Source organism: Marinifilum sp. JC120 (genome assembly GCA_004923195.1).
In the GTDB taxonomy this organism is placed as follows: domain Bacteria; phylum Desulfobacterota; class Desulfovibrionia; order Desulfovibrionales; family Desulfovibrionaceae; genus Maridesulfovibrio.
Genome location: RDSB01000006.1, coordinates 180546 through 192687, shown reverse-complemented (window position 1 = coordinate 192687; position 12142 = coordinate 180546). Strand labels below are relative to the sequence as shown.

General features: G+C 50.0%; 11 protein-coding genes and 2 tRNA genes. 9 read left to right on the top strand and 4 right to left on the bottom strand.

Annotated elements, in window-relative coordinates:
• Window positions 1–52 precede the first annotated feature (52 nt).
• Entirely contained in the window at window positions 53–1207 is a 1155-nt protein-coding gene (locus tag D0S45_08295) for an iron-containing alcohol dehydrogenase (GenBank protein ID TIH17151.1), read from the top strand.
• Window positions 1208–1341: 134 nt separating this feature from the next.
• Here D0S45_08295 and D0S45_08290 read toward each other — a convergent pair whose 3' ends face one another.
• Window positions 1342–1953: a hypothetical protein gene (locus D0S45_08290; protein ID TIH17150.1), complete on the bottom strand. Its 612-nt coding sequence runs from the start codon at window positions 1951–1953 to the stop codon at window positions 1342–1344.
• Window positions 1954–2176: 223 nt separating this feature from the next.
• Between D0S45_08290 and D0S45_08285 the strand changes: the two genes are divergently transcribed.
• The 3 genes from D0S45_08285 to D0S45_08275 all read left to right on the top strand — a co-directional run bounded on the left by D0S45_08285 (window position 2177) and on the right by D0S45_08275 (window position 4106).
• Window positions 2177–3373 carry a hypothetical protein gene (locus tag D0S45_08285; GenBank protein ID TIH17149.1) on the top strand — a complete coding sequence of 399 codons (1197 nt, stop codon included), beginning with the start codon at window positions 2177–2179 and terminating at the stop codon, window positions 3371–3373.
• Window positions 3374–3792: 419 nt separating this feature from the next.
• A tRNA-Pro gene (locus tag D0S45_08280) sits at window positions 3793–3869 on the top strand.
• 161 nt (window positions 3870–4030) lie between these two features.
• Window positions 4031–4106 (top strand) — tRNA-Thr (locus tag D0S45_08275).
• Between the two features lie 69 nt (window positions 4107–4175).
• On the opposite strand, the gene D0S45_08270 is transcribed toward D0S45_08275, so the two are convergent.
• Together D0S45_08270 and D0S45_08265 are read right to left on the bottom strand one after the other, a co-directional pair.
• Window positions 4176–4622: a nucleoside deaminase gene (locus D0S45_08270; protein ID TIH17148.1), complete on the bottom strand. Its 447-nt coding sequence runs from the start codon at window positions 4620–4622 to the stop codon at window positions 4176–4178.
• 70 nt (window positions 4623–4692) lie between these two features.
• On the bottom strand, window positions 4693–5931 hold the full coding sequence (locus tag D0S45_08265) for an MFS transporter (protein ID TIH17147.1): 1239 nt from the start codon (window positions 5929–5931) through the stop codon (window positions 4693–4695).
• Between the two features lie 62 nt (window positions 5932–5993).
• Between D0S45_08265 and D0S45_08260 the strand changes: the two genes are divergently transcribed.
• The gene (locus D0S45_08260) at window positions 5994–6608 is read left to right on the top strand and encodes a LysE family translocator (GenBank protein ID TIH17146.1); all 615 of its coding nucleotides are present in this window, start codon (window positions 5994–5996) and stop codon (window positions 6606–6608) included.
• A 105-nt stretch (window positions 6609–6713) separates the two neighbouring features.
• On the opposite strand, the gene D0S45_08255 is transcribed toward D0S45_08260, so the two are convergent.
• Window positions 6714–7403 (bottom strand): aspartate/glutamate racemase family protein, encoded by a 690-nt coding sequence (locus D0S45_08255; GenBank protein ID TIH17145.1) that lies wholly within the window; start codon window positions 7401–7403, stop codon window positions 6714–6716.
• Window positions 7404–8018: 615 nt separating this feature from the next.
• Between D0S45_08255 and D0S45_08250 the strand changes: the two genes are divergently transcribed.
• The 4 genes from D0S45_08250 to D0S45_08235 are packed head-to-tail and all read left to right on the top strand — an operon-like array spanning window position 8019 to window position 12123.
• A complete protein-coding gene (locus D0S45_08250; GenBank protein TIH17144.1) occupies window positions 8019–9656 on the top strand; it encodes a cytochrome c class III in 1638 nt (545 codons plus the stop codon).
• 29 nt (window positions 9657–9685) lie between these two features.
• Window positions 9686–10765 carry a 4Fe-4S dicluster domain-containing protein gene (locus D0S45_08245; GenBank protein ID TIH17143.1) on the top strand — a complete coding sequence of 360 codons (1080 nt, stop codon included), beginning with the start codon at window positions 9686–9688 and terminating at the stop codon, window positions 10763–10765.
• Window positions 10766–11938, top strand: coding sequence for a Ni/Fe-hydrogenase cytochrome b subunit (locus D0S45_08240; GenBank protein ID TIH17142.1), 1173 nt, complete (start codon window positions 10766–10768; stop codon window positions 11936–11938).
• A gap of 23 nt (window positions 11939–11961) precedes the next feature.
• Entirely contained in the window at window positions 11962–12123 is a 162-nt protein-coding gene (locus tag D0S45_08235) for a DNA-binding protein (protein TIH17141.1), read from the top strand.
• Window positions 12124–12142 lie beyond the last annotated feature (19 nt).

Below are 12142 nucleotides of genomic sequence, written 5' to 3'. Positions count from 1 at the left end.
TTCATTAACGAAAACAAATTGCTGCCCAGCCGGAGTGATGGTACTGTGAGTTATGAATTTTCAATTTTCCACCGCACCCAAAATCGTCTTCGGTCTGGAAACCGCCCGCTCCATTCCTGAGCAGGCATCTTCCATGGGAAACAAAGTCTGCCTTGTGACCGGGAAATCCCCGCAACGGGTTCAATGGCTTATTGATGGATTGCAGAAGAAAGGCTTAGACCTGCACACTGTTTCCATTTCCGGGGAACCAGATACGGAGCTGATCGGTGCTCATGCCGCCGAAGCCCGCGCCAAAAACTGCGACGTAGTCGTTGCCATGGGTGGCGGAAGTGTTCTCGACGCAGGCAAAGCCATTGCCGCACTCATCCCTAATAAAAGGGATGTGCTTGATTATCTGGAAGTGGTCGGTAAGGGAATGGATCTAACCAAAAAGCCATTGCCGCTCATCGCCGCCCCGACCACATCGGGAACAGGTTCGGAAGTGACCACCAATGCGGTACTGCTCTGCGCTAAGCATAAGGTCAAAGTCAGCCTGCGCTCAGCGGACATGATCCCGGACATTGCCGTGGTTGACCCGCTGCTGACCCTGTCCACTCCTCCGGCAGTCACTGCTGCCACCGGGTTGGACGCCCTGACCCAACTCATGGAATCATTCGTTTCAAGGTTCGCCTCACCCATGACTAACGCGCTCTGCCGTGAAGGATTAAAACACGGGGCAACAAGCCTGCTAAAAGCCTACAAGAACGGTCAGGACGTTGAAGCCCGCACTGGCATGGCACTGGCCAGCCTCTTTTCCGGCATCACCCTTGCCAACGCCAAGCTCGGAGCCGTGCACGGTTTCGCCGCCCCGCTGGGAGGAGAATTCAAGGCCCCGCATGGAGCGGTCTGCGCTGCTCTGCTGCCTTATGTAATGGAAATTAATATCCGCGCCCTTAAGGAACGCGATCCACAAAGCTTGGCCCTTGCTGCTTATGATGAAACAGCGCAGATCCTGACCGGAAACAACTCCGCTCTTGCTGCCGATGGTATCGAGTGGGTCAAAAATATTTGCATCCAGATGAATATCCCCGGACTGGGGGAAATCGGAGTACAGGAAAAAGATTTCAAATCCCTTGCAGCCAAAGCAGCACGGGCCAGCAGCATGAAAGGTAATCCCATTGAACTGACTGAAGCAGAATTACTGGAAATTTTAAGCTTGGCTCTGTAACCATTTAAAGGAAAAAAGGCTCATCTAAGTAAAAGAAGAGCCTTTTTCTACATCCATGTTCACGACATATTTCCCTACTTTAAATTAATACGCCGGACCGTGAATCCGTTCACAGCCTGAATCACGATGCTTACTTATACGCTGGAGCCAAGCAGGTTGCTTGCGGAAGTATTTACAGATTGATCCTGATAGGCCCTCGTAGCCATGCGTTGCATAACGGACTGGCCTTCTTCACTGGGTTGCTGCTGATTAATATCACCCCGGCGACCGACGATGTCTTCAAGGGAAGTGTCTCCGCTGGCAAAAGCCTGCTGCAACTCATCCAAAGTTACCACGCCATCCTGATTGTAATCATATTCATCGTATTCCTCCTCTGCCTCTTCACTGGAAGAGCTATCCGAAGAACCGCTGCCGGAAACCGCATCGCCGCCGCCCATGGCGACAGACATATTGCCCATGGCAGCTTTCATCTGCTGCCGACTTTCCAGATCGGCGACCATCTCCTCTTCAGATAGGCTTCCATCACCGTCTGTATCGATTTCACTAAAAAGATCTTCCAGAAAACCAGCTTCAGACGAGCTGAGTTTTCCAGCATCACTATCCTGACCATCAAGAATAGAACTTACAAAATCCTCTGAAGACTCAGAATCATCTGGTCGCTTCATCGGATTCAGTTGACTTGAAAATAAGCCGCTGACCGACGAATCGCCTACACCGGAAATACTCATTGTTGCCCTCCTTATCATTTTTCGAAAGAGGCAATCTTTGCCTGTTTCTTTGTCTAACCGGAGAGGCAGCAACAACGGGACCGGATCATATTAAGGAATATTAACCTTATATATTTTTTTATTTCGCAAAGAGTCTCCTCCTGAACCTTTCACTCCACCAACATATAAAATTCCAAAAACACCCGCCCATATGTTATGATCTGCCTAGGTCTTAAATCCAATTTTCAGCCGGGGGCAAGATATGCATATCCTCAAACACTCCGTTTCTTTGGTTCTGCTGGCAATGGTTCTTTTACTTTGCAATGCCCAGCCCGGTGCGGCTTACGATGATTACGATTTCTGGATACAGACACCCACCGGCTGGACCCACAACACTCAAGGGCTATCCGAGGATCTGAAGAAACAAGTCATCTCACCGGACCGTAACGCTTTTGTTGAAGTTTACGCAGCAGCGGGCAACAATCCCGGCCTGCAAGCCATTGCCGACGGCATGGAACGGGGAATACTTCAGCGGGGCGGCGCATATTTCCAAAACAGAATCGCCAGCCGTAATATAATGCAGGACAACCATCCGGCAATTTTCAGAGAGTACAGCTCCTACTACAACGGCAATAGACTGCATGCCTACGCCATTTTCACCTACGCCAACGGCGGGGCCATAGTGGCTATCGGGGTCTTTGCCGAATCCTTTGCATCCCAGTACCAGAATCTTGTCCGCCAGAGCATCAACAGTTTGCGTTTCTCCCCGCCTCCCACAGCAGGGAGTAGCACTACTTACGGAGCATCAGGCGGATCACCCTATGGCGGGTCCGGCAATATATGTGAAAAGCTGGTTGGCAAATGGAAATGGTTTACCGGTTCGCAGGCTGAATTTTACGCCGATGGGCGCATGCCCGGTAACGGTAACAGCTGGCAGTGCATTGATCCTGCACGGGGTAAGGTCAAAATCATATGGAGTAACGGCAAATGGGTAGACAACCTGACCATATCCGCTGACGGCAGCAGGGTCGACGGCCAAAATCAGATAGGTAACCGGGTCTGGGGAACCAAAATTTCCGGACCATCACAACCGCCATCTTCCCCGGCACAACAAGTAGAAACGCCCCAGCAACCAAGGCCGAAAATGAATTACGCCAAAAAGGTCAGGGGAAACATGGCCGCCGACTGGAGATTGGCCCACGGTAGCCTTAAGGCCGGAACTTCGGACCACCATGGAGAATGGGAACTGAGCACAGTTTCCGGCACAACCCTGCGTTTTACTGATCCATACAAAAAAGGACAGCAACGTTATCGTGTAAAAATCTTGACCAAAGACGGACAAGTAATGGAAGAAAGAGTTGTAGGCATGTCCGAGCATATTACTGTCAGCCCCGGTATATATAAAATCCGCCTTTTCTCTGAGGGAGGCTACGCGGGCTGGAGGTGCGAGTGGCATTAGTCAGATACACCCTTTAAGCGGCAACAATGCAGGACCAACATGTGGGGTATATACTCAAGCCTTCTGGCAGCCTTAAACCGAAAGCGGAAATGCTCGCAATGCGGAAAAGTAAACATCATCCGTCTCAAAGATAAGGATAAGACCATAAAATGCAGTCAATGCGGAAAGTCTCTTCCACCGCAGGGACCTACAGCATAAACAAGAACCGGCGGAGTTTGCGCTCCTCCGTTTTTTTATTCATGACAGCAACGTTCGGACGCATGGACTGGGCCTTCTCCAAGGAATCATGGAATATCCGGGTCGGGGTTTCGCAACTGTTTTAGCTATTGATATTTTTAATAATTTTATTTTTTCCTTTTTTTCCACAAAAAGGTGTTGACTTGTCCGTCACATTTCCATAGAACCTCTCTTCGTGACGTCGGGATGTAGCGCAGCCTGGGAGCGCACTTGAATGGGGTTCAAGGGGTCGGAGGTTCAAATCCTCTCATCCCGACCACGTCAAAAAGATACCCCCGGGGTCGTAGATAACTACGACCCCTTCTTTTGACACTACGATCTTTCCAAATTGGTTCTCTAAGGCTTTCGACGAAGCTCCTGCAATAGCAGTTGAGCGTGCCATTAAGGCATTATCGCCAAAGAAAGCCACCATATAAAGGTGCTCCCATGGCTCAGGTGGTAGAGCGCGTCCTTGGTAAGGACGAGGTCAGCAGTTCAAATCTGCTTGGGAGCTCCACAGCATTTAAAAAGCCCTGCTTTAGAAATAAAGCAGGGCTTTTTGCGTTTCTAGCGCTCTGTTTCAAACCTATTCTTCCCCGATATCCTCCGCCCAGAGTGCGGGCTTTTCAGTTTTCAGCCTTTCCATAAGGTCTATGCACTTGGGATGATCCAGAATATCCACCTGCACCCCTCTGGACTTAAGAAACTCCTCATTGCCGCCAAAATTTCTGTTCTCCCCGATAACCACACGAGAAATTCCGAACTGCACAATGGTCCCTGAGCACATCATACATGGGGATAAAGTGGTATAAATAGTAGTATCTTTGTAAGTTTTCTGCCGTCCGGCATTGCGGATGCAATCCATCTCGCCATGGGCAATAGGGTCGCCTTTCTGCACCCGCTGGTTATGTCCGCTTCCGATGATCTCACCATCACGAACCAATACCGAGCCGATGGGCAAGCCGCCCTCATCAAAACTTTTCTTTGCCAGCTTGTACGCTTCTTCCATAAATTTCATATCCAAATCCGACATATATTCCTCCTGCTTAACTTCCTATTATCTTTCAAAGTATCTATCTTTTCAGATTTCAGCCAGTGCTAAATCATTTCACTCGCCCCAGTAGCATAAAGACTACTGCCGTGCCCAATGTGCAAGAAGCTGCAATCCACAAAAATCCGCTGTAACCAATTGAATCAACTGCAATTCCGCCAATGAATGGACCTAAAAATGCCCCCATGTGCACGGTGAACATCATCATATTAACATTAAAGCTACGGAAACGAGGCTCGCTGACCACGAACATAAGTGAATTTAAAGCCGGAGCACTTAAGCCCATACCTACCCCAAAAACTACCGCGATGGGCAAAAGCATGCTTTCATCATGCAAATAGCTAAGCAACGCAAACCCCAAAGCTGTAAGCATGAATGCAGTCACAATCAGCCCGCGCTTGGAAAAGCGATCAAAAACCGCTCCGCCAAACAACCGGATGGCGATCATCACTCCCATCTGCAAAGAAAAGAAATACCCGGCCCGGACAACTCCCCGTGAATGGGCAAAATCCTGAAACAAAAAAAACAATCCGGTAAAAATCATAAAATAGACGCCATTGACCGCCAGCACGGAAAGAATCTTCAAACGCAAAAGATTGGCGTAGGATTCACGGACCGAGAGAGGTTCTCCCTTTTCCTGCCCATGCTTTTCCATTCTGGAAGTGCGATACCGGAGAAACAAGGTCAGCAGAAAGGCTATGGGAATAAGCCCGGCAGTTGCGGCATAAATCCATGCCGGACCGTCCACCAAAGGACCTAGCTGTTCTGAAACGTGAGGCATGACCGCATAAGGCAGCAACAGAGCCGTGGAATAAAGACTAAACGCAGAACCGACATTATCTGAACTGACCATGGACACAAGAATGGTCACACACGGGGCAAGAACCATAAAAATCCCCACCCCCTGTCCGATACGCAGAAGCAGGAGCGGCAAGAATTCGTGAATATACAGATATCCGCACCCGCTGACAGAAACCAGCAGCATCCCCACAAACATGAACTTATATGCGTTGACTACTGTTATGCGATTACTGACTGCGGCATACATAAACATCCCGGACAAAGAATAGACACTGATCAACAGACCGGAAAGGCTCTTTGTAAACCCAAGACCCTGAAGATAAACATTCAAACTATAATAAACGGAAATATTGCAGACAGCCATGAAAACGACACAGCAGAGAGTAATGAATTCAATAAGGGGAAGGGACTGTTTTTGGGCCATGCATTCTTCCGGGTAATGGTTTTGAATACCTATTGATAGACAACTATACCCGTACTGCCAACGCATAATTTACTGGACCCTGCAAACTATGCGGAGTAATCAAAGAATCGAATAATGGAGTAACAACAATGACCGTCACATCCACAATTGCACTTATACTTGCTGTTTTAATTTTTGCGTTGATCCCCGGACCGGGAGTCATGTCCATCATCGCCCAATCTGTTGCACGCGGATTCAAATCCACGGCCCTGTATTGTGTAGGTGTCGTCATGGGGGATTTCACCTACCTGATCATGGTCATTTTCGGAATGGGGTTCGCGGCCCAGAAGCTAGGAGCGGGATTTGTTTTCCTGAAATGGGCCGGAGCGGCCTATCTTATCTATCTAGGTATAAAATGCTGGCTGGCCCCGCCGCCTCTTGCAGAAAATGCGGCTCTGCCCTCAGAAAAAGGAATGGGAAAAACATTTCTAGCCGGGCTGTGCATATCACTGGGCAATCCTAAAGTTATCGCCTTTTACTGCGGGTTCCTGCCCGGGTTCATGGACTTGCAGACCCTGACTTCAACGGATGTGCTCATCGTAGTCAGCTCCATCATCCCCACAGTGCTGGCAGTATTGCTGGGTTACGCATGGCTGGGAGACCGCAGCAGGACCGCCATCCGCAGCCCGAAAATCTGGAAAATCGCCAACCGCTGTGCCGGGTCGGTTTTGATCGGGTCCGGAATTGCGGTGGCGAGTGAGTAGCCTCCGGCAGCCCTTCGGGGACCAAAGAACCTTTTTTGAAAAAAAGGTTCTCTGGACTCTCCCAAAAACTTTTATCAAGGCTTCGCCGCTTCGCGAGTTAGAGCGTTACAAAATATACTCCAAAGCCAATTCCACATGCGCCTCTACCGTATCAATTAACGGAACAGAGACATCCTCCGGCTTAACCAATAGCCCGATCTCAGTGCAGCCCAGCACAATTGCTTCGGCTCCCTGCGCTGCCATTTCTTCTATTATTTCAATATATCCAGCGCGAGTCTTATCGATAAGTTTCCCACAGCAAAGTTCATCAAAAATAGTGCGATGAACCATGGACCGCCCGTCACAATTCGGAACAATTACATCCAGCCCATATTTTTCCTTAAGCGGACGGGACAAAAAATCCTGCTCCATAGTAAAAGCTGTGCCCAGCAAACCGAGCTTGGAAGCCCTTGCCTTTTCCGCACCGGCTGCAATTGCGTCAGCCATGTGCAATAAAGGGATATCTACAGCCGCCTGAACATCATCCGCAGCTTTGTGCATGGTGTTGGTAGCGATGATCAAAGCTTCGGCTCCCCCGGCCTCAACGCTTTTCGCTCCTTTGATTAATCCGGCGGTAATACTGTCCCAGTCATTTTTCCCCATCTGCTCAGCAAAAGGCGCAAAGTCAACGCTGTGCATGACCATTCGGCAGGAATGCAGACCGCCCATTTTATCGCGTACGCCTTCATTAAGCAGTTTGTAATATGAAATTGTTGATTCCCAGCTCATACCACCGAGAATTCCCAGAGTCTTCATTTGAACACCTCTCTTAAAAAATTATGATACTGAACAAAGCTCTACCACGATAATCTGTACCGCAAAACCTACACATTCAAAACAGAAAACCAGCACAGTTTAAAAACAGCTGGGTACAAGCATTTAAGCCTTTGCTGAAATTACAATAATCTTCTTAGTATACTCCAAAATCCAATATGCACTATCAGAAATAATATCCACATAAGCATTTATTGAATCACAAAAATTAAGAAAACACGTCTCAACCATTTAAAACTTTAATTTCAGACCATTAGCCAGCCCGAGAATTACCCTAGAGCAAGAGAAAATCTAGACTAAAACACTATGAAAAAGACCCGTATTTTTAACCACACTTTTTACAAAACACCTCTTGACGTACCCTTGATTAATAACATACCTATCGAGCAGGTATAAAAACCTATCGACTTGGGAGGTATTAATACCAACCCAGTTGATGGGGAATGAGGCGCACCGGAACGGTCCGAAACGTATTTCCATTAGACGGCTTTCCATGGGGGAAGTAACAGCCGGGAATAACGACAAAAACCGACCGGAGCAACAAAGGTCTGGAGTATGAGGCTTCATGACCAATTGCATTGAGAGGGGATCCATAAAATGGCAAACGGAAAGAAACTATTGCGATTGTCCGGTATCCTGATCGTCCTGGCTGGGGTGCTCGGCTTCCATATGGAAGCGTTGAGCATGGTCGGAACCCCGCAGGAAAACGGCAACAAGCGTCCTGATCTTATTATGATCGACACTATTGCCGCTCAGGAAGAACTGGAACTGCCTGCTGTTGTGTTTCTCCATGATACACACACCAAGGCAGCGGCAGAGCAGGGCAAAGACTGTACTGCCTGCCACCAAACAAACGAAGGAACCGTATCTTACAAGTTCAAAAGACTTGAAAACGGCACTCCTAAGCAGCTCAAAGAAATTTACCACAACGGTTGTATCAGCTGTCATGCTGCCGACGCCAAGGCCGGTAAGAAAACCGGACCTCAAGTTGGTGAATGCCGCAGCTGTCACGTTGCTGACCCTGAATTCAAAGCTGAGCGTGCTCCCGCAGGTATGGAGAACATTCTCCACTACCGCCACTGGGATTCCAAGCTCATCGCCAAGGATGATGGTCAGGACACCAACTGTGGAAGCTGTCACCACGTATACAACAATCTCGACAAGAAGCTTGAGTACGTGAAGGGACAGGAAGAAAACTGTAGTGTCTGTCACACTGCCAAGCCTACTGGCTCGGTAAAACTGGCCACCACTGAAGCGTATCACGGCCAGTGTGTGAGCTGTCACCTTGAAATGAAGACTGCAAAAGCTGAAAAAACCGGTCCTATCGACTGTGCCGGTTGTCACGGCGAACAGCAGGCTGCTAAAATCAAGGCTGACGACTCTGCGGTTTTGAAAAAAATGGGCGGAAAACTGCCCCGCCTCCCCAGAAGTCAACCCGACGCTGTACTGCTCACCGCCCCGGTGCAGGATAACGTTGCTGTAAAAGCAACCATGGCTGCCGTAGCTTTCAACCACAAGTCCCACGAAGGTTACACTGAATCTTGCAGCTCCTGCCACCATGAAACCATGAACAAGTCTTGCTCCTCCTGCCATACTGTTCGCGGTTCCGAAGACGGCGGTTTTGTTACTCTCGACAAGGCTATGCATAAAGCAGACAGCACCAGATCCTGTGTGGGCTGTCATGCTGTAAAGCAGAAAGATCCTAAATGTGCAGGCTGTCACGAACTGATGCCTAAGAATGTAATCCAGTCCAAAGAGACCTGCGCGGTCTGCCATAACGGACCGGCTTCCACCTCCAGCGATCCTGTCAAAATGGAAACCTCCGCCAAGGCTGCCATTGCTTCTTCGCTGATTCTGAAGCGTCCCGAGTCTCCTGCTCTGGTTGCAGAAAAAGACATTCCCGAATTCGTGACCATCAACGTCCTTGAAAATGAATACAAAGCCAGCAAGTTGCCCCACCGCAAGATCATCATGAGCATGGTTGACGGTATGAAAGGCGATGCCATGGCTAACGCTTTCCACAGCACACCCCTTACCGTGTGCGGAAGCTGCCACCATAACAGCCCTGCAAGCGCGACTCCTCCGAGCTGCGCCAGCTGTCACGGCGGTAAAGTTCAGGACGGACGTCCGGCCCTCAAGGCTGCTTACCACGTTCAGTGCATGACCTGTCATGACGCTATGAACATCAAGAAGCCTGCTTCCACTGACTGCACCGCATGTCACGCGAAGAAATAGTAACGGATAGCCTGAAGGAGAACAGATAAATGTTACGCAGAACATTCCTCGGAATGCTGGGCGCAACCTGCGTGGGAGCATCCCTCCCCGCAGGAGCTGAGGCCGCAGGCAAGGAGTTCAAAGGTTATCCCGGAAGTAAGGGTGTACTCTTTGACGCTACCCGCTGCATCGGCTGCCGCAAATGTGAAGCAGCCTGCAACAAGGTCAACAAACTTCCCAAACCTGAGAAGAGCTTTGATGACCTCGCAGTGCTGGACACAAAACGCAGAACTGATGCCAAGACACACACCGTGGTCAACAAATACGGAACTCCGGAACATCCCGTATTCCGCAAGTCCCAGTGCAACCACTGTCTTGAGCCGGCCTGTGCGTCCGCATGCTTCGTAAAAGCATTCAATAAACTGCCCAACGGCGCAGTTGTTTATGATGAGTCGGTCTGTGTGGGTTGCCGCTACTGCATGGTAGCCTGCCCCTTTGAAATTCCGACTTACGAATATGATGAACCCCTGACCCCGCGGGTTATGAAGTGCGACATGTGCGCCCCCCGTCAGGCCAAGGGCCAGCTCCCCGGCTGTGTTGCCGAGTGCCCCAAAGAAGCACTCATCTTCGGCACAAGGGATGAGTTGATCAAAATCGCCCGCGAGCGCATCCGCCGCAATCCCGACCGTTACGTTGACCACCTTTACGGTGAAGACGAAATGGGCGGAACCAGCTGGTTGTACATCTCCGGCGTGCCCTTCAATAAAATCGGCATGCGTGAAGACCTCGGCACGAAGTCCGCACCTGAACTCACTGCCGGCGCACTGGCAGCTGTTCCCATGGTTGCAGGTCTCTGGCCTGTACTCCTCGGCGGCATTTACGCGGTAACCAAACGCAACAGCAAAGTTGCGGATGAAGAACGCAAAGAAGCTGTTGAAAGTGCAATTGCCAAGGCAAGCTCAGAAGCAGAAAAGACCCTCTCCGAAGCTCTTGAAAAGGCAGATGTTGCCAACAAGCGCCAGATCGAAGTTGAGGTCAAGAAAGCCGTGGAAGATGCCCTGAAGCCCGTAGAGCCGGAAGAATCGGCTGAATCAGGCGAGGCTGAAAACAGCGAGAAGGAGGAATCATAAATGTCCACTCCCGCGAACAACGGCCCTAAATCGGCCTTCAATACCTTCAATCTGGTGGCAGGCGCCATCCTCCTCGTAGGTCTGGTACTCACCGTACTCAGATTCACACAGGGGATCGGTCCCGTGACTAACCTTGATGACAACAACCCGTGGGGACTCTGGATCGGATTCGATCTGCTCTGCGGTGTTGCTCTTGCAGCAGGCGGATACACAACTTCCGCAGCCTGCTATATCTTCGGACTCAAGCGCTTTCATTCCGCTGTACGTCCGGCAATCCTGACAGCCTTCCTCGGCTACGCTCTGGTTGTATTTGCATTGCAGTACGACCTCGGACGTCCGTGGAGACTGCCTTACCCCATCTTCGTTTCTCAGGGAACAACCTCCCTGCTCTTCGAAGTTGGTCTGTGCGTTATGCTCTACCTGACTGTGCTCTTCGTTGAGTTCACTCCGGCCATGTTCGAATGGCTGGGCTGGAAGAAAATCCGCAAAGTGGTCGTTAAACTGACCCTCGTGCTGACTATCTTCGGCGTAGTGCTCTCCACTTTGCACCAGTCCTCTCTCGGCGCGCTGTACACCATCGCCCCGTCCAAGCTGCATCCGCTCTGGTATTCAACTTACATGCCGCTCTACTTCTTTGTTTCAAGTATTGCAGCAGGTATGTCCATGGTCATCTTCGAGGGCTCCATGTCCCACAAGAAGCTGCACCGTATGATGGACGAAGAATACCTCAAGCATCACGACGGCGTGGTCTTCGGATTCGGTAAGGCAGCAGCTCTGGTCCTCTTCGGCTACTTCTTCATCAAAATGATGGGCGTGGCTTATGACAACAACTGGCACTACCTGGTATCAGGTTACGGCCTGCTGTTCCTGACCGAGATGCTCGGCTTTGTTGCCCTGCCCTGCTTCCTCTATGGTGTGGGTGTTCGTGACAGAAACCTCAGCCTGATCAAGAAAGCATCGATCATTACTGTGCTCGGTATTGTCTTCAACAGGTTCAACGTTTCCATGGTGGCATTCAACTACCACCTGCCCTCATCTGAAAGGTACTTCCCCAGCATGATGGAAATCGGAATCTCCGTATTCATCGTCACCCTCGGCGTTGTGATTTTCCGTTTCATCACCACCCGGATGCCCATCTTCTTCGAGCATCCCGACTACAAGGGCGATCACTAGGATCGCCTTAAGGAGATAGTAAAATGGAAGCACATAACCTTCAGGAATATTACACATTCACCAAAGGTATCATGTACCTCTTGATGGGTGGAGCACTGGTTGGAGTGACCCTGTTCTGGCAGTTCCTCATGGGTGGAAAAGCCTACCGTGATGAAAACAAAAAGAACTACGGCGACCACCATTAAGCGCTAGACGAGGAGAAAC